This is a genomic window from Maricaulis sp. (genome assembly GCF_048269565.1).
Lineage (GTDB): Bacteria > Pseudomonadota > Alphaproteobacteria > Caulobacterales > Maricaulaceae > Maricaulis.
Genome location: NZ_JBLXIK010000002.1, coordinates 338,040 through 356,588, shown reverse-complemented (window position 1 = coordinate 356,588; position 18,549 = coordinate 338,040). Strand labels below are relative to the sequence as shown.

The following is an 18,549-nucleotide window of genomic DNA, read 5'->3' as shown; positions in this document are numbered from 1 at the left end:
ACTCAAGGCTGCACGCCGCCGGGCAGTTTCGCGTCGGGTGGCCGCGCATAAAAGGGCACGGGCGGCGCGCTGGCGGCGTCCACACGCCCGGCGAGGTCAAGCAGGGCCGGAAGGCTGATCGCGGTCATCGCCAGATCAACATATCCGTCCAGCTCAAGCAGGGCCGCGCCACTGCCGGCGAGATGGCCGCGAGGACCGGCGAGCGCGAGGATACGGCCGGCGACATCGCCAAGCGCCAGCAATTCCGGCGCGCCTGCCGTGCCGCCATTCCAGACCTGCAGCACGATGTCACCGCGCTTGGCATCATGCAGGACGGCGAGCGGGCCCGGAACTGCCGCACCTTGCGCCAGAACCTCCAGATTGCCGATCCCCACCGCCTCGGCACCGCTGGCCAGGGCCAGACCCCGGGCAAAGGCGACCCCGACACGGCTGCCGGCAAAACTGCCCGGGCCGGTGGTGACACCAATGCGGGAGATCTGCGAGGCTTGCAGTCCGGCCTGCTCCAGCACCCCGGCGACCATCGGCGCCAGGCGCTCGGCATGGCCGCGGCCGATGGCATCGCTGTGACACAGATCCGCCTGCCCCGCGACGCGTAGCGCCACGGAGCAATCAGAACCGGTCGTGTCGATCACCAATAAGGCCATGGACGCGATCTAGAGGATTTGCGCTGCTTCGTCGAAGCTCAGACGCGGCAGACGCGGGAACAGGTTCTTGGTGGTGCCGATCCCGAGATTGATCAAGATGTCCGATTTCCAGTTTTCCGTGCCCGGCTTGCCGGCAAAGAATTCGGCGTCGACACCGGCAGCGTCAAATCCGGTCATCGGGCCGGTATCCAGCCCCAGCGCCCGCGCCGCAATCAGGAAATACCCGGCCTGCAACACGGAATTGCGGCGGCCATTGAGCTCGGCACCCGGTCCGGTAAACCATTCACGCGCGCCCGGATTGTGCGGCATCAACTGGGGAATCCTGTCATAATATTTCTCGTCCCAGGCGAAAATCACCGTCACCGGGGCCTTCATCGTCTTGTCGACATTGCCTTCAGCCAGGAACGGCTTGAGGCGCGCCTTGGCTTCGGCCGACTGGACAAACACAAAGCGGGCCGGCGAGTTATTGGCGCTGGTCGGACCCATTTTGGTGATGTCGTACAAACGCTTCAGCGTTTCCTCGGGGATCGGCGTCGGCTCGAAATCATTATAGGTGCGCGCATCGAGAAAAATCTGCGCGATCGCGGCTTCATCGATGACGGTATTGGTCGTGGGTTTGCTGGTCACTTCGCCTGACATGTTGTGTCTCCGCAGCGAGAATTGATGTTGTGGCAGACATAAACAGACGGTGAGCCGACTTTAATATGCCATTTTGGAAAAAGACTTGCTTCCTCGCGGATGCAGTCGTCAGGCGACGGCCTCGACGGTCTGGATCTCCGGAATGTAGTGCTTGAGCAGGTTCTCGATCCCCGCCTTCAGCGTCATCGTCGAGGACGGGCAGCCGGAGCAGGCGCCGCGCATTTTCAGCCGCACCGTGCCGCTTTCGGCAATGAAGGAGTGGAACAGGATATCGCCGCCATCCTGGGCCACCGCCGGACGCACGCGCGTGTCGATCAGGTCGATAATTTCCTTGACGATCTCGGCATCATCGCCGGCATAGGCGGCATGACCGCTCTCGGTCTCGGCATCGCCGAGGATCGGCCGGCCCGATTGCAGCCCGTCCATGATCGCGCCGAGCAGGAAGGGTTTGACATGCTCCCATTCGACCGCGGCATCCTTGGTGATGGCGATGAAATCCTCGCCGAGAAACACACCGGTCACGCCCTGGATCAGGAAGAGATCAGCCGCCAGCGGTGAAGCTTCGGCCGCCTCGGCATCCTCGAACTCATGCGGCCGATCCGGCGAGATTTCGCGGCCCGGCAGGAATTTCAGCGTATTGGGATTGGGGGTGGATTCGGTCTGGATGAACATCGGGTTTCTCCTTGCCCCTCAATTGGCGCTGAATCCGGTCCGGTTCAACCCTTCGATGGACAGGGTTATCAGGACAGGGCGTCGATTTCCGAATTCTCCATATCGCCGGGAACCACGGTCACCGGCACGGCGCGGCCGCTGAACAGGCCCTTGCCACGCGCCAGCGAGGTCACCAGCGGGCCAGGCCCCTCACTCGAAACCGACGCGCCCAGCACGAGGAAGGAAATCAGCGGATCATCCTCGAGCACCTGCGCCAGCACCTTGCGGCGTTCGCCCTCGCGCAGGATCAGCTCGGGCCGCTCGCCGGTCACCGCCTCGGCATCCTCGGCCAGCGATTCCAGCATCGCCTCGGCCGCGACCTCGGCCTCGCGCTTGGCGGTCTCGGCCACGCCGATCCAGTGGCTGAAATCGCCGGTCTGATAATTCGCAAGGATCGCGACCTTGGCGCCGAGCGTATGGGCCCGGCGCGCAGCAAAGTAGAGCGCCTTGCGGCATTCCGGACTTTCATCGGCAATGGTGAGAAATTTTCGGGTGCGATTTGACATTGCGCCAGAGTTTGGCGAGTTCAACCGGACTCGTCCAGTATTTGGTTCGCCGGGATCTGAGAGACACCATGGTTCAGCATCAAGACCGGCGCAGCGCCACCAGCGGCCTGCGCAAGACAGGCCTGGGTCCCGACGCCCTCATCCAGCGCGATGAAGACGGCGCAGTGCTGGTATCGATGCCCTTTGCCGGCATCCGCACCGTGCGGCTCAATGTCGAGATGGCCGGCCCGTCGAGCCAGGTGGTCTGCCATGTCACCGATGAGGACGGCCAGGAAATGGTATTCGGTTCGATGAGCTGGGTGCGGCCCGGCGCCTGGGAATTGCAGGCCGACACGTTTCGCTCCCTGCTGATCGCGCTGCACCAGGCGCTCACCCCCTGGCGCGACTCGATTCGCTTCGTCGAGGGGCCGAAAGCGGGATTCATGCTGGCGATGTTTGCGCTCGGCGGCGTGACGGGTGCTGTCTGCCTGGCCGGTTTTGCCTGGCTGTTCCTGTGGCAGGAAAACGCGGCCGGACTATTCCTGCTCGCCGGCGTGTTTGCCGGTGGCTGGCTGATGCGCCTGTTCTGGCCACGCGCGCCGAAACCCTATGACCCGGACCGCTATGCCCTCGCGACACCGCTGACAGCGCCCGAGGCCCCGCAGCCCGAAGCCGGCTGAACGGCTATTCCGCTGCCGTCGAGCGTACCGCAAATTGCACCGGCACCTCGCCGGCTCGTTCAAACACCAGCACGCCGTCAACGCTGTCGCCTTCGGCGACGGGAGCCAGCCCGAACACCATCAGATGATGCCCGCCGGGAGCAAAGTTCAGCGAGCCGCCGGCCAGTAGGTCCTGCGGGCCGATCGGCCGCATCTGCATCATGCCGGTTTCCGGATCCATCGTGTGCCCGTGCAATTCAACGCGCTCTGCGCCGTCAATGCGGGCCGCCAGCAGACGATCGGCCGCCCCGGACGCAAGGCGGGCGGTAAAATAGGCTGCGGTGACATCACGGCCCTGCGGGTGCGGGCGCATCCAGCTGCCGCTGACCTCGATGTCCGGCACGACACCATCATCGGGCAAAGGCGCCACACTATCGGTCGCCGCCGCGTCCATCACCTGGCCGGACATGTCATGACTGCCGCCATGATCCATCCCGGGCGCTGCGTCCTCCTGCCCGCCACAGGCGGCCAGCAGACAGGCCGAGGCCGATACGAGGGATACTCTCAACATGGGTCGTCTCCGGAAAACTCGGTGCAGTTACGCCCGAAACAGCGGCCGTGTCAGTGCGGCCTTCTGTCCCGGAGGGCGGATCAGCTCCAATAACCGATAATCTGCTTGGCTTCCTTGAGCACCGGCGCCGCGACAACCCGCGCACGCTCGGCACCATCTCTCAGGATACGATCGATTTCTGCCCGGTCAGCCACCAGACGGCGGAATTCATCCGAGATCGGGGCGAGATGCTCGACCGCGACATCGACCAGGGCCGGCTTGAAGACGCCAAAGCCCTGGCCGGCGAATTCCGCCAGCACATCGGCCTTGGTGCGCCCGGACAGGGCGGCATAGATCCCGACCAGATTGGTCGCCTCGGGCCGCACATTGAGCGCCTCCAGCGTATCGGGCAGCGGCTCGGGATCGGTCTTGGCCTTGCGGATCTTGCGGGCAATCGTGTCGGCATCATCGTGCAGATTGATACGCGAATTGTCGGACACATCCGACTTCGACATTTTCGACAGTCCGTCGCGCAGGCTCATGATGCGTGCGCCCGGCCCCTGGATCACCGGTTCGGTGATCGGGAAAATCATCTTTCCCTCGCCATAGTCGCGGTTGAAGCGGGCCGCGACGTCGCGGCACAATTCGAGATGCTGTTTCTGGTCGTCACCGACCGGCACATGCGTCGCCTTGTAGACCAGGATATCGGCCGCCATCAGCACCGGATAGGTGAACAGGCCGACCGAGGCGCGTTCCTTGTCCTTGCCGGCCTTGTCCTTGAACTGGGTCATGCGCTCGGCCCAACCCATGCGGGCAACACAGTTGAAAATCCAGGCCAGTTCGGCATGTTCGGGAACCGCCGATTGCGCGAAGAGCGCGCTCTTGGCCGGATCAACGCCTGCCGCGATATAGGCCGCCGCCGCAGCGCGCACCGCGCCGGGCAGCGCCTTGGGATCGTGCGGCATGGTGATCGCGTGCATGTCGACGACGCAGTAGAAACACTCCCAGCTGCCCTCATCCTGCAAGGCGACCCAGTTCTTGAGCGCCCCGAGATAATTGCCCAGATGCAGCTGGCCGGTCGGCTGCATGCCGGAGAAGATACGCTTGGGGCCGTTAAACTCGCTCGCAGTGTCATTCATGGTGTGCCTCGGGTGGAAGGAGGTGAAAGGGAGCAATGGTCTTAGCGAGCGCGGCGGCGGCGCTCAAGGCCGCTTGAGGGCGTCACGCAGCTCGGAGATCCGCAAGGCACCGGTCAACATCGCCGCGACGCCGAATACCGCCGCGCCGGCACCGCAGACCAGCACCAGCGCAATCAGGGGCAGGCCGAAGGTGTGGGCCGTCAGCCAGTCGGTGTAGCGGGCCGCCACCGCCAGGAAGGCCGACATCAGCAGCACGGCGCCGACAATGCGCGGAAACCGGCTCAACAGGCGGGCGTCGGGCTGTAACAGGCCCCGCTTGCGCAGGGTGATGGCGAGCAGGATTGCATTGACCCAGCCGGCCACTGTGGTCGCGATCGCCAGGCCGAGAAAGTTCAGCGGCCCGAAGAACAGCGCAAGACCGAGCACGAGATTGACCGCCACGGAAATCGCCGCATACCGCATCGGGGTCATCGTGTCCTGGCGGGCAAAGAATCCCGGCGACAGCACCTTGATCAGCACGAAGGCCGGCAGGCCGGCAGCAAAGGCAATCACCGCCATCGACACCTTCTCGGCCGCGTCGGCGGTGAAGGCGCCGTTCTGGTACAGCGCGGTGACAATGAAATGCGGGATCACGGCCAGCGCCGCCGCTGCCGGCAGGGTCAGCGCCATCGAGACCTCAAGACCGCGATTCATCACATTGGCGGCGCCGGTGACATCACCCGAACGCAACCGTCCTGACAGGGTGGGCAGCAGCACCACACCCATCGCAATCCCCACTACGCCGAGCGGGAATTGATACAGGCGGTCGGCATAATACAACCAGGAGCGCGCGCCCTCCTCGAGGGTCGCGATCGAGGAGGTGACGAGAATATTGATCTGGGTCACGCCCGCCGCCACGGCGCCGGGAACCCCGAGCACGATCAGGCGCCGCGTATCCGGGGTCAGTTTTGGCCATCGCAGGCCCAGACGCACCCCAAGCTGGCGCGCCGAGAACCACAGCCAGGCGGTCTGCATGACGCCGGAGATCGTAATACCGACGGACAGATAGAGCGCCATCTCCTCGCCGCCGGCGCCGGAGAACAGCATGATGCCGATCAGGGTCAGGTTGAGCAGCACCGGGGCCGCCGCCGCGGCGGCGAATTTTCCATGCGAATTGAGAATGCCGCTCAGCATCGCCGATAGCGACATCATCAGCAGATAGGGCATGGTGATCTGCGTCAGCAGCACCGCGAGTTCGAAGGTCTGCGGGTCTTCGACAAAGCCGGGGCCGAGCAGATACATCAGCCAGGGCATGGCGATCTGGGCCAGGATGACGAAGATCAGCATGCATGTGAACAGAAGCGACAGCACCTGGCGCGCGAAGATCTGCGCCTCGCTCGGCCCGTCCCCCTCCAGCTTGCCGGCATAGAGCGGCACGAAGGCGGAGTTGAACGCGCCCTCGGCGAAAATGCGCCGGAACAGGTTGGGGAACTGGAAGGCGGTCAGGAACACGTCGGTGGTGGCCCCGGCCCCCAGCGCCGCCGCCAGCAACATCTCGCGGACCAGTCCGAGAACCCGGCTCGCGGACGTGAACAGGCCCACAATGGCAGACGACCGCAAGAGACGCATGGCTACCTCAGGACACTGGCGCGGGCGCGCGCAATACCGCGTTCGGCCGCCTTTTCGTCAAGGGCCGTTTCGCTCTCGCTCAGCACCGCCATCAGCCCCGCATGCAATCGTTCTGTCACAGCGGCGTCCTCCAGCTTGTGGCCCAGATGGGTGACGTAGAACACATCCGTTGCGCGTTCGCCATATCCATCAATCTGGGCCGAGGTCAGCGACAGGTTTTCATCGGCGATCACATCGGCCAGATCGGCAAGCAGGCTCGGCCGGTCGCGGCCCGAGGCCTCGATCACGGTGGCATGTTCGGCCAGCTCGTTGGAGATGCTGACATGCGGCGTCACCTGGAAGGCGACATCGCGATGCTTGATCGGGATCACCCGCCGCCGCCGCGCCGGGAACTCACCGGTCGCCACCACGCGCAGATAAGCCACCAGCGCATCGCGCTGCGGCGCATCGTGACGGCCATAGGGCTGACCGGCCGCATCCTGGATGTAGAAGACGTCAAACACATTGCCCGAGCGTGTGGTGTTGATGGTCGCTCCGACGACATCGGCGCCCATATCGGCCAGCGCGGCGACAATATCGGCAAACACGCGCTCGCGATCGGGCGACCAGATCATCACTTCCGTCGCCGCCCGCCGCCGGTCAACGCGCACCGCAGCGGCCGAGGCCCGGCCTGTCTCGTAGACATGGCGCGCAAAGGCGGCGTGGCGGAAACGGTCCTCCTCGGAGAAGGCGACCCAATAGGCGTCATTGAGCTCGGAGGCCCACCAGCGGGCAAATTCCGGATTGATCCGGGCCAGCCGCGGCAGGGCCCGCTCGCGCGAGATCCGGGCGCGCTCGGCCAGGCTGTCGCGGGCGCGTTCCAGGCCTCCGCCCTCGCTTTCGAGCACCTGCTCGGTGGCCGAATAGAGGTCGCGGATCAGCTGGCCTTTCCAGCCATTCCACACGCCCGGCCCGACGGCGCGAATATCGACCACGGTCAGGGCTGTCAGCAGGCGGAGGCGTTCCACCGTGCCGACAGCAGCGGCGAAATCGGCCACGGTCTGCGGGTCGCTGAGATCGCGGCGCTGGGCGGTATCGCTGAGGAGCAGGTGCGTCTGGATCAGCCAGGCCACGAGCTCGGTCTCGGTCTCGTCCAGCCCGAGACGGGTGCAGGCGGTGCGGGCGCGGATCGCCCCTTCGATACACTGGTCGCCCGACCCCTTGCCGGTATCGTGCAGCAGCACGGCGAGATGCAGGGCACGCCTGTGCTTGATCAGGGGCAGGAGCCGCGTCGTCAGCGGGTGATCGAGCGGATGCTGGCCATCCTCGATTTCCCGCAGGATTCCAAGCGCCTGCAGCGTGTGCTCATCGACCGTATAGTGGTGATACATGTTGAACTGGGTGCGCGCGACGATATCGCCATATTCCGGGATATAGCGGCCGAGCAGGCCGGCCTCGGTCATCAGGCGCAGCACCGGCATCGGCGCCGGCGAATCCAGCAAGACCGCGAAAAAGGCCCGCGCCGCGCGCGGATCCTTGCGGAAGGTCTCGTCGACATGATGCAGCGTGCGGCCGATCCGGGCGACGGCTTCCGGGTGCAGGTCGAGACGCCGCGAGGCCGCAACATGGAAGAAGCGGATCAGGCAGACCGGATCATCGGCAATCTGGGTCGGGTTGGCGAAATCCAGCCGGCCATCGCGCAGGACGAACTTGCCCAGATCGGGATCTTCCTCGGGATCATGCCCGGGCAGAAAGCGCGCCAGTCCGCGCGGTTTCGACTTCCAGGCATCGGCCTCCAGCTTGGCGCAGACCAGGCGCGTCAGCGCCCCGACATCCATCGCCGCACGGAAATAGGCACGCATGAAACGCTCGACCGCGCTTTCGTCCTCGCCATCCTCGAACCCCATCCGCGCCGCGATTTCCGGCTGCAGGTCGAAGGTCAGCCTTTCATCCTTGCCGCCGGCGAGATCATGCAGGTGAAAGCGGATCGTCCAGAGAAAATCATCGGCGGCGACGTATTTGACGACATCATCGACGGAGAGCAGCCGGCTGCCGACCCAGCGCTCGAAGGCATCGGCGCCGTAGAGGAATTGCGCCAGCCAGCGCATCAATTGCAGATCGCGCAGGGCACCCTTGCCCGACTTGATGTTCGGCTCGACGGTATAGCGCGAGCGCCCGGCCCGCTCGATCCGCGCATCGCGTTCGCGCAGCTTGGCCTCGACGAAACCGGTCTTGTCGCCGGCGACCACCTCCTCGCGGAAACGGTTGGCCAGCCCGGTCGTCTGCGCCTCATCACCGGCGAGATAGCGCAAACTCAGCAGGGCGGTACGCTCGGAGGCATTCTCGCGTGTGATCTCCAGCGTCTCGTCAATCGTGCGGCAGGCGCCACCGCCGACATCAATCTTGATATCCCACAGGGCGTAGAGCACCCGTTCGAGGAAGGCGTCGGTGGCGGCATCGCCGTCATCGGGCTTGATCAGCAGCAGGTCGACATCGGAGAAGGGCGCCAGCTCGCCCGCCCCGAAACCGCCCAGGGCGCACAGCGCCACCCCGCGCGAGCCTTCCGGATCGCCCGCCGCCATGGAATCGAACAGGGCGTGCAGGCTGACACTCATGCCGTCGGACAAGGCCTGGGCCGCCAGCGCACCGCCGCCGCGCTTCGACAGGCAATCGACCGCCTGCTCGCGGAAGCGCTCCAGCGCCGCGCGCACATGCGCCAGCGCCCTCGCACGCGCCGTCTGCGAGCCCCAGCCCTCAACGGCGATGGCGGCAGCGAGCTGGGCACGCAGCGTCAGGGCATTCAGCGAAGCAGGGAGCGCAGGATGGGTCATCACGATTTCAGCCTAGCTTGCCCGTTGGCACAACGTCACTCATTCTTCAGCATCGCCTTGAGCTCGTACAGGATCTCCAGCGCCTCGCGCGGCGCCAGCCCGTCAGGCTCGATATCGGACAGGCGCAGCTCGACGGCTGATTCCCGAAGCTCGACCGCCGGTTCCGCGACGGCAAACAGCGGCAGATCGACCAGCGCCGCCGCCGGAGCGCCTTCCGATTCCAGCCGCGACAGGATCGTCTTGGCGCGCCGGATCGCGACCGGTGGCAGGCCGGCACGGCGCGCAACCTCGATGCCATAGGAGCGGTCGGCGGCGCCCGGCCCGACTTCGTGCAGAAAGACCAGCTCGCCCTTCCACTCGCGCGCCTTGAGCGAGCAATTGCCCGCCGCCTCGAGATCATCGGCCAGCCGGGTCAGCTCGTGATAATGCGTCGCGAACAGGGCCCGGCACCGATTGACGCCGTGCAGATGCTCCGCTGCGGCCCAGGCAATCGACAAGCCGTCAAAGGTCGCGGTGCCGCGGCCGATCTCGTCGAGAATGACGAAACTGCGCGGGGTTGCCTGGTTGAGGATCGCCGAAGCCTCGATCATCTCGGCCATGAAGGTCGAACGCCCGCGCGCCAGGTCATCGGCGGCCCCGACACGCGAATACAGCCGGTCGGCAATGCCGATCCGCGCCGAGCGCGCCGGGACATAACAGCCCGACTGGGCCAGCATCAGGATCAGCGCATTCTGGCGCAGATAGGTGGATTTACCGGCCATGTTGGGCCCGGTGACAAACATCAGCCGCGCGCCCGCAGCCCCGGCACCATCAAGGTCACAGTCATTGGGGGTGAAACGACCCTCGCCGGAGCGCTGCAGCGCCCGCTCGACCACCGGATGGCGGCCGCCATCAACCGCGAAAACGGCGCTGTCCTCGACCACCGGGCGGCAGGCCTCGGTCTCGACGGCCCATTCGGCCAGACCGGCAGCGACATCAAACTCGGCCAGGGCGCGGGCGGCACGGCGGATCGCATCGGCCAGGGCCTCGACGCGCTGGCACAGCCCCTGGAAGACCTCGATCTCCATCGCCAGGGCGCGTTCGCCGGCGCTGGAAATGCGCGATTCCAGATCGGCCAGCTCGACCGTCGAAAAGCGCACCACATTCGCCATCGTCTGGCGGTGGATGAAATCCTCGCGCCCCATCAGCGCATCGCCATTCTTGGCTGTCACCTCGACGAAATAGCCGAGCACATTGTTATGGCGGATCTTCAGCGCCGCGACACCGGTCGCCTCGGCATAGGTCTGCTGCAGACCGGCGACGATCCGGCGCGAGGCGTCGCGCAGCTTGCGCGTCTCGTCGAGCTCGGGCCGCCAGGCTTCGGCAACGAAACCGCCATCGCGGGCCAGCAGGGGCGGCTCATCGATAATGGCGCGCTCGAGATCGCCGACCAGGGCCGACAGCTCCGGCTTGTCGGCGAGGGTCAGCGCGCCAAGACTGGCCGCGATCAGCGCCGGCGGCGCGCTCAACGGCGCCGCGGCGATGCAGGTAGCCAGCGCTTCGCCCTCTTCCAGCGCCGCCGACAACGCCTTGAGATCACGCGGACCGCCGCGTCCGAGCAGCAGACGCGACAGGGCGCGTTCCGGATCGCCGGCGGATTTCAGCCGCTCGCGCGTCTCGCGACGCAGATCGGCGGCAGCCTCGAAGAAGGCGATACTGTCGAGCCGTTGCTCGATCTGCACCGCATCGGTCAGCGGCCGCGCCAGCCGTTCGGCGAGACAGCGCGCGCCCGGGGCGGTGACGGTGCGGTCAATGGCATCGAGCAGGGAGCCACTGCGCTGGCCGCTCAGCGTGCGCTCGATCTCGAGGCTGGCGCGGGTGGCCGGATCAACGGCGAGCACACTGCCTTCGGCGACCTGACGCGGCGGTGCCAGCTTGGCCGGAGCGCCGGCCTGCGACAGGGCGAGATAATCCAGCAGGGCCCCGAGCGCGGCGCGTTCGGCGCGGGCGAAATCGCCATAGGCGGTCAGTTCCTGCACCCCGAAGTGCGCCTTCAATTGCCGCTCAGCCGAGGCGGCGTCGAATTTGGCGCGCGCCAGCGGGGTGACCGTCGCGCGCGGCGCCAGTTCGCCGCCCTCCTTGAAGCGCGTCTCCTCGACCAGCAGCTCGGCCGGGCTCATCGCGGCGAGTTCGGCGGCGATATTGTCGGGCGCGACCGACATCACGGCAAACTCGCCGGTCGAGACCTCGGCCCAGGCAATCGCGCTCTCGCCGCTCGCCAGACGCGCCAGCGCCGCGATGCGGTTGGAGCTGCGCGGGTCGAGCAGTGTGTCCTCGGTCAGCGTGCCCGGCGTGACGACACGGCGGATCGCCCGGTTGACGACGGATTTGGAGCCGCGCGCCTTGGCGGCCTTGGGGTCTTCGGTCTGCTCGCCGACGGCAACCTTGAAACCGGCCTTGATCAGCCGCGCCAGATAGGCCTCGGACGCAGCCGCCGGCACGCCGCACATCTGGATCGGCTCGCCCTGGTGCTCGCCGCGCTTGGTCAGGGCGATATCGAGCGCGGCGGATGCGCGCACGGCATCGTCGAAAAACAGCTCGTAGAAATCGCCCATGCGGTAAAACAGAAGCGCATCGCCGGGCGCCTGCGCGCGCAGGGCAAGGTATTGCGCCATCATCGGCGTGGCGCCTTCCGGGTCCGGAAATTGCCGGTCGGCCGGGACCGGCATTTGTGTCATCGCATTCATCGAGGCGGGTCCGTGACGAGGTTTCGCCTTGCGTGCAAGGGGGCGAAGCGGCTAGAGGCCTAGTTCTATGGGAAAATTCCGCGCGGGCAAGGATGGCAGTGATGAGCGACAGAATCAGCAAGGTTGATGATGAGGAAGCCCTGGCCTTCCACCGCGACCCGACACCGGGCAAACTTGCCCTCGCTCCGACCAAGCCGATGGCCACCCAGCGCGATCTTTCCCTCGCCTACAGCCCCGGCGTTGCCGCGCCCGTCAAGGCGATCGCCGCCGATCCGGACAAGGTTTACGACTACACCTCCAAGGGCAATATGGTCGCCGTCATCACCAATGGCACCGCGATCCTCGGCCTCGGCAATCTCGGTGCCATGGCCTCGAAACCGGTGATGGAGGGCAAGGCCGTCCTGTTCAAGCGCTTCGCCGATATCGACGCGATCGATATCGAGGTCGAGGAAGAAGATGGCGAGGCCTTCGTCGAGTGCGTGCGCCGCTTCGGCAACACTTTCGGCGGCATCAATCTGGAAGACATCAAGGCGCCGGAAAGCTTCATCATCGAACAGCGCCTGCGCGATCTGCTCGACATCCCCGTCTTCCATGACGACCAGCACGGCACCGCCATCATTTCCGCCGCCGGCATCATCAATGCCTGCGAGATCACCGGCCGCCGCATGGCCGACCTCAAGGTCGTCGTCAATGGCGCCGGCGCCGCCGGGATTGCGGTGCTGGAACTGCTCAAGGCGATGGGCGTGGATGCCAATAATGCCGTGCTCTGCGACAGCAAGGGCATCATCCATACCGGCCGCACCGATCTCAACCAGTGGAAGGCCGCCCATGCGGTCGAGACCGACAAGCGCTCGCTGGCCGAAGCGCTGACGGGCGCGGACTGCGTCCTCGGCCTGTCGATTGCCGGTGCGTTGACCGGCGAGATGGTCAAGTCGATGGCGGACAATCCGATCATTTTCGCGATGGCCAATCCCGACCCGGAAATCACCCCGGAAGAAGTCGAGGCGGTGCGCTCCGATGCCATCATCGCCACCGGCCGCTCCGATTATCCCAACCAGGTCAACAACGTCCTCGGCTTCCCCTATATCTTCCGCGGCGCCCTTGATGTGCGCGCCCGCACCATCAATGAAGAGATGAAGATCGCGGCGGCACACGCCATCGCCGCCCTGGCCAAGGAAGACGTGCCCGACGAGGTCGCCGCCGCCTATCATGGCGCGCGTCCGAAATTCGGCCGCGGCTATATCATCCCCTCGCCGTTTGATCCGCGTCTGATTTCCTATGTGCCGCCCTATGTCGCCCAGGCGGCGATGGATTCCGGCGTCGCGCGCAAGCCGATCCCGGACATGGCCGCCTATCGCCACTCGCTGGCCCGCCGTCTCGACCCGACCGCCGCCCTGCTGCAGCGCATCCAGGGCGCCGTGATGGGCCAGGGCCGCCGCATCGTTTTCGCCGAGGGCGAGGAACCGGCCGTGATCCGCGCCGCCTATGCCTTCCAGAACCAGGAACTGGGCAAGGCGATCCTGGTCGGGCGCGAGGACATTACCCGCGCCAATATGCGCCTGGTCGGCGTGCCGGAAGACTCGATCGAGATCGTCAATGCCGGCCTGTCGGAACGCAATTCCGACTATGCCGACTTCCTGTACAAACGCCTGCAGCGCCAGGGCTATCTGCGCCGCGACGTGCAGCGCCTGGTCAATAATGACCGCAATGTCTTCTCCGCCTGCATGGTCAAGCACGGCGATGCCGACGGCATCGTCACCGGCACGACGCGCAGCTATGACGCCGCCCTGCGCGATGTGAAACTCGTGCTCGATGCGGCGCCGGGCCAGCGCGTGATCGGCATGTCGATCACCCTGGCCAAGAGCCGCACCCTGTTCATCGCCGACACCAATGTCACCGAATTCCCCGACAGCGACGCCCTGGCCGATATCGCCATCGAGGCCGCCGCCGCCGCCAAGGGCTTCGGCTACACCCCGCGCGTCGCCTTCCTGTCCTACTCCACCTTCGGCAACCCGGCCGGCGAGCGTTCGGAAAAACTTCAGGAAGCGGTCGACAAGCTCGACAAGCTCGGCGTCGATTTCGAATACGAGGGCGAGATGAATGTCGACGTCGCCCTCGACCCGTCACACCGCTTCCTCTACCCGTTCTCGCGCCTGTCCGGCCCGGCCAATGTCCTGGTCATGCCGGCCATCCACTCCGCCTCAATCGCGACCAAACTCCTGCGCGTCGGCGGCGGCGCCACCGTGATCGGCCCGATGCTCCTCGGCTTCGAACTCCCCGTCCAGATTGCCCGCCTCGGCGCTTCGGTGAGCGAAATCACCACGCTGGCGGCGCTGGCGGCCTATGATCCGGAGAAGCATGAGGTCGAGGGGTTGGGGGAATAGGGGGAGTCAGTCCTCGCCCGCAAACCGGGCCAATTGCGCCTGCGGGCTCCACCCCGTCGGCGCTGAACCCCGGTGGCGAAATCCCGGCATGAGGTTTATGGCGGGGCCTGGCCCCGTGCGGGAACCTTCATGTTTACCAATAATAACAACGATTTGTCATCCCGGACGGATGCCCCGCGCAGGCGGGGCGCAGATCCGGGACCTACCCGCTGTTCCAGCTGGTCTCACGGGTAGGTCCCGGAGCTACGCCCGGATCGCTGACGCGTCCGGGCATCCGTCCGGGATGACAAAAATATTGATTTTGGAGGTTGGTTGGCGAGGGGAATGACGCCCCTTATCCCCCACCCAACGCCCAAATCAGCGTCATCCCGGCGCAGGCCGGGATCCAGATTCACGCACCACCGCGCATCAAAATAGCGCCGTCTCATCAGGCACCTACGCGCTATGAACTGGGTTCCAGCCTACGCTGGAATGACGATCTGTGGCGGATTGTGGGGTGAAACTTATCCCCACCCCCGCCGCCTGCGCTTATGCTTGCAGCGTTCCGGTTGCACGGGAGGCGTGAGCTCAGTCACTTGCGGCGATCGGGAGCGTGGAGCTCGTCCGGGCTGAGGTATGACACCCTTAAGCCCCGGCGTGGCCACCGGAGAGGAAGGCGGCACAAAGCTCGACCGCATGATCCACTCCGGTTTCGAGACGGGGGCCGTAAGGCGTCCGAGCAAATCTCCACGTGCGGGACGTCACGGATGTCTCAACTATTTAACTGCGCAAACCGGCATTCGCCGGCGTCCCGCACACCTCCCAAATCGGGGAGGGCCACTCAAACCTCCAGCGGCTCGCCGCGTGGAGATTTTGGTGCAGCATGAAACGCCTAGCCTGCCGCCTCATCCGCCTTGCCGTCATAGCGCACCAGGCCTTTGGCGGCGGGGCTTCCCTTGATCATGATGAACAGCACCAGCGCCGCTGCCGGCAGGGCATAGCCGGCAGTGACGATGAAGAAATTCACATAGCCGAGCGCATCGGCCATGACGCCGGAGAAGCCGGCGATGAATTTGTTGATCAGGGCGTAGAGCGAGGACAACAGGGCATATTGAGTCGCCGCATTGATCGGGTCGGTCAGCGAGGAGAGATAGGCGATGAAGGCTGTGCCAACGAAACCGGCTGCAAGATTGTCGGAGCTGATCACCAGGGCAAGCAGGCCGACCGTGTCGGGCGAATGCAGCGCGGCGAGCCAGGCATAGGCGCCATTGGTGGCGAGCGTCAGGAAGGCACCGACAAACATCGCCCGCAGAACCCCGAATTTATAGGCGATCAGCCCACCAAGAAAACCGCCGGCAATGGTGGCGATCAGGCCCGGACCGCTCTGGATGCCGCCGACAATGGCGCGGTCAAAGCCGATATCGGAATAGAGCGGGCTGGCCATCACACCCATGGTGAAATCACTCAGCCGGTAGAAGGCAACCAGCAGGAAGACCGGCACGATCCAGGCGCCCAGACGGGTGCCGAACTGCTTGAACGGCTCGATAATCGCCTCGGCGATCCGGTGGCCGAGACCGCCGGCGGTCTGCAGGCGCACGCTGTGTTTGGGCTCGCGCATCGCCAGCACCATCAGGCCGCAAATCCCCATTGTCAGCGACATGACGCAGAAGGAGACGGTCCAGTTGGTCCAGGACGAAAGCGCCAGTCCGAAACCGGAGAAGAAGATGGCGCCGCGATAGCCGAGCACATAGGCGGCGGCCATGTTCGCCTGCTCCTCGCGCGGACCGGATTCGATGCGCCAGGCATCAATCGAGATATCCAGCGTGGCCCCGGAATAGGAGAGGATGAAGGCGCCGGCCAGGGTCAGCCACAGGCCCTGCGAGGGATCGGAAAAGGCGATGATGAACAGGCCGATCATGGTGCCGAGAATGGCCACCATCATCCAGGAGCGCCGCTTGCCCATCGCCGCCGTCAGGAAGGGGATCGGCATCCGGTCGACCATCGGCGCCCAGATCGGCTTCAGCGTGTAGGAGAGGGTGATCCAGTAGAAGAAGCCGATCGTCGAGCGGTCGATTCCGACATCGCGCAGCCAGTAGGAGAGCTTGGAGAAGACCATCATCAGCGGCAGGCCGGAGGCAAAGCCGAGGATCAGCATCGCCAGCATGATCGGGTGGCCGTAGACGGCAATCGCCTGGCGCCAGGATTTCTTGCGCTCGATATCTGCCTGCGTCATCGACATGAAACCCCTCAGCCCATTGGCGAATTTTGCGGCATGCTGGCCTGCTTCTCCGCGCGGCACAAGTTGGCGAGTGTCGCGGCGAGGAGGTCGGGATCGACGGGTTTGGACAGGAAGTCATCCATCCCGGCTTCAAGGCAATTGGTGCGGTCGTCCTCGCTGCTATTGGCGGTCAGGGCGACCAGTGGCAGGTCATGGCCGCTCATGCGGGCCATGCGGGCCACTTCCGGACCATCCATGCCGGGCATGCGCTGGTCGAGCAGGGCGGCGTCGAACCGGCCCTCCTCCAGCGCCCGCAGGGCAGCGCGGCCGGTCTCGACCATCGTCACATGGGCACCGAGCCGTTCCAGCGTGCGGCGCGCGATCAGGGCATTGACCGGGTCATCTTCGGCGACGAGGATTTGCAGCCCGTCGAGCGTCGGCAGATCCGGGTCGGGTTGCGGCGCCGCAGCCGGACGGCGGGCCGGAGCCGCGCCGGTAATCTGTTCCACCAGGCTGGTCAGACGCACCGGCTTGACCAGCCAGCCATCGACGCCTGCGGGCAGGGCCTGGATGACATCATCCTTGCCGGCCGGCGTCACCAATTGCCAGACATGGCGCGCCCGAGCCGCATCGGCATGGCCGGACCAGGCATGGTCGAGCAATAATTCACGTCCCGAGGCCGCCGCGAGGCTGTCGACGCGGTCGATCGCCACGACATCGCCACCAAGCTCGCGCAACTGCTCGGCCAGGGTCTCGCGCAGGGTGGTGTCAGCACTGGCCACCGCCAGCTCGCGGCCGGCCAGCGGCGTGCCGACCCCGCCGGCGAGCACCGGCAGATCGAAAATGACCCAGAATTTCGCGCCCTCACCCAGGCGGCTTTCCACACCCATCGAGGAGTTCATCGCCTCGGCCAGGCGCCGCACCATGGCCAGACCGAGACCGGCACCGCCCTCGGCGCCATCGCGCTCGGCCGCACCGCGCTCGAAATGCTCAAACAGGTTTTGCTGGTCGCGTTCGGAAATGCCCGGACCGGTATCGCTGACCGAGAGCGAGAGCCGCGGCCGGCCGTCACCGGCGGGCGCACAGCCGATCTCGACGCGGATGCCGCCCCTGGCCGTGAACTTGACCGCATTGCCGATCAGGTTGAACAGGATCTGGCGCAGCCGGGCCGGATCGCCCTCGATACGCGCCGGCGCGGCGGCAGACTGGACGATGCCGATCTCCAGCCCTTTCTCATGCGCCCGCGGCGCCGCCAGCTCGACCGTTTCGCCAACCAGGGCTGCGATATCGACCGGTTCCGGCCGCAGGGTCAGCTTGCCCGCCTCCAGCCGCGACAGGTCGAGAATGTCATCGACCATCGCCAGGGCATGCTCGGCGGAATGAGCCAGGGTGCGGACATAATCGGCCTGGTCGGGGCGCAGCGGCGTCGCGTCAAGCAGGCGCGCAATCCCCAGCGCGCCGGCCAGCGGCGTGCGCATTTCATGGGTCACGGCCGCAAAAAACAGGGATTTGGCGCGCTGGGAGGCTTCCAGATCGTCGTGCGCCTCACGCCGCGAGCTGACATCGCGGCCGACCGAAATCACACCGCGTCCGTCGGGCAAAAGCCGCTCGTCCCATTCGATCCAGAGCGGGCCCTGGCGGGTGCGCATCAGCATTTCATAGCGGCGCGGGCCATTGCCCGACACCGGCGGCGCAACGGAAAACCAGCGCCCGACCCAGTCATTGCGCACGCCGCCAAAGGCGGCGACAAAGGCAGCATTGACGTGAACCACGCGGCCGCCACGACCGCGCACCAGGATCAGCTCGCCGGTGGCATCAAGCGCGGAAATGAGAAATTCCGCCGCGTCCAGCCCGGGCGCAGTCGAATTCGTCTCATCGTCCGGTCCCGGCCAGGATGGCCCAGACCCGGCCTCGCTGTCCGGCTGCGTATCGCGTGTCATGACAGGGGCAAAGCTAGCGCGGCGAGGTTAACGATCTGTCGTCGTCGAACGCGGATC

13 protein-coding genes are annotated in these 18,549 nt (G+C 65.7%); 2 read left to right on the top strand and 11 right to left on the bottom strand.

Annotation, left to right across the window (positions count from 1 at the left end):
- Positions 1–2 precede the first annotated feature (2 nt).
- The 4 genes from tsaB to ACN0YL_RS05195 form a co-directional block, all read right to left on the bottom strand.
- Entirely contained in the window at positions 3–644 is a 642-nt protein-coding gene (gene tsaB, locus ACN0YL_RS05210; RefSeq protein WP_417497270.1) for a tRNA (adenosine(37)-N6)-threonylcarbamoyltransferase complex dimerization subunit type 1 TsaB, read from the bottom strand.
- Between the two features lie 9 nt (positions 645–653).
- Entirely contained in the window at positions 654–1,283 is a 630-nt protein-coding gene (locus tag ACN0YL_RS05205) for a malonic semialdehyde reductase (RefSeq protein WP_417497269.1), read from the bottom strand.
- Positions 1,284–1,391: 108 nt separating this feature from the next.
- Positions 1,392–1,955, bottom strand: a complete 564-nt coding sequence (locus ACN0YL_RS05200; RefSeq protein WP_417497268.1) for a NifU family protein — start codon at positions 1,953–1,955, stop codon at positions 1,392–1,394.
- 68 nt (positions 1,956–2,023) lie between these two features.
- Complete coding sequence (locus ACN0YL_RS05195; RefSeq protein WP_417490253.1) at positions 2,024–2,500, bottom strand: universal stress protein; 477 nt, start codon at positions 2,498–2,500, stop codon at positions 2,024–2,026.
- Between the two features lie 68 nt (positions 2,501–2,568).
- On the opposite strand from ACN0YL_RS05195, the gene ACN0YL_RS05190 reads away from it, so the two are divergent.
- Positions 2,569–3,159: a hypothetical protein gene (locus tag ACN0YL_RS05190; RefSeq protein ID WP_417497267.1), complete on the top strand. Its 591-nt coding sequence runs from the start codon at positions 2,569–2,571 to the stop codon at positions 3,157–3,159.
- 4 nt (positions 3,160–3,163) lie between these two features.
- Here the strand turns inward: ACN0YL_RS05190 and ACN0YL_RS05185 are convergent, their stop codons facing one another.
- From ACN0YL_RS05185 to mutS, 5 genes are all read right to left on the bottom strand, one after another.
- Positions 3,164–3,709: a copper chaperone PCu(A)C gene (locus tag ACN0YL_RS05185; protein WP_417497266.1), complete on the bottom strand. Its 546-nt coding sequence runs from the start codon at positions 3,707–3,709 to the stop codon at positions 3,164–3,166.
- Positions 3,710–3,789: 80 nt separating this feature from the next.
- On the bottom strand, positions 3,790–4,827 hold the full coding sequence (gene trpS / locus ACN0YL_RS05180) for a tryptophan--tRNA ligase (RefSeq protein WP_417497265.1): 1,038 nt from the start codon (positions 4,825–4,827) through the stop codon (positions 3,790–3,792).
- Between the two features lie 63 nt (positions 4,828–4,890).
- Complete coding sequence (gene murJ, locus ACN0YL_RS05175) at positions 4,891–6,435, bottom strand: murein biosynthesis integral membrane protein MurJ (protein WP_417497264.1); 1,545 nt, start codon at positions 6,433–6,435, stop codon at positions 4,891–4,893.
- A 2-nt stretch (positions 6,436–6,437) separates the two neighbouring features.
- Positions 6,438–9,245, bottom strand: a complete 2,808-nt coding sequence (gene glnD, locus ACN0YL_RS05170; RefSeq protein ID WP_417490248.1) for a [protein-PII] uridylyltransferase — start codon at positions 9,243–9,245, stop codon at positions 6,438–6,440.
- 35 nt (positions 9,246–9,280) lie between these two features.
- Positions 9,281–11,971, bottom strand: coding sequence for a DNA mismatch repair protein MutS (mutS, locus tag ACN0YL_RS05165; RefSeq protein ID WP_417497263.1), 2,691 nt, complete (start codon positions 11,969–11,971; stop codon positions 9,281–9,283).
- A gap of 101 nt (positions 11,972–12,072) precedes the next feature.
- Between mutS and ACN0YL_RS05160 the strand changes: the two genes are divergently transcribed.
- Entirely contained in the window at positions 12,073–14,355 is a 2,283-nt protein-coding gene (locus ACN0YL_RS05160) for an NADP-dependent malic enzyme (protein ID WP_417497262.1), read from the top strand.
- Positions 14,356–15,226: 871 nt separating this feature from the next.
- On the opposite strand, the gene ACN0YL_RS05155 is transcribed toward ACN0YL_RS05160, so the two are convergent.
- Both ACN0YL_RS05155 and ACN0YL_RS05150 read right to left on the bottom strand, forming a co-directional pair.
- Positions 15,227–16,573 carry an AmpG family muropeptide MFS transporter gene (locus ACN0YL_RS05155; protein ID WP_417497261.1) on the bottom strand — a complete coding sequence of 449 codons (1,347 nt, stop codon included), beginning with the start codon at positions 16,571–16,573 and terminating at the stop codon, positions 15,227–15,229.
- An 8-nt stretch (positions 16,574–16,581) separates the two neighbouring features.
- On the bottom strand, positions 16,582–18,492 hold the full coding sequence (locus tag ACN0YL_RS05150; RefSeq protein WP_417497260.1) for a response regulator: 1,911 nt from the start codon (positions 18,490–18,492) through the stop codon (positions 16,582–16,584).
- Positions 18,493–18,549: the final 57 nt, after the last annotated feature.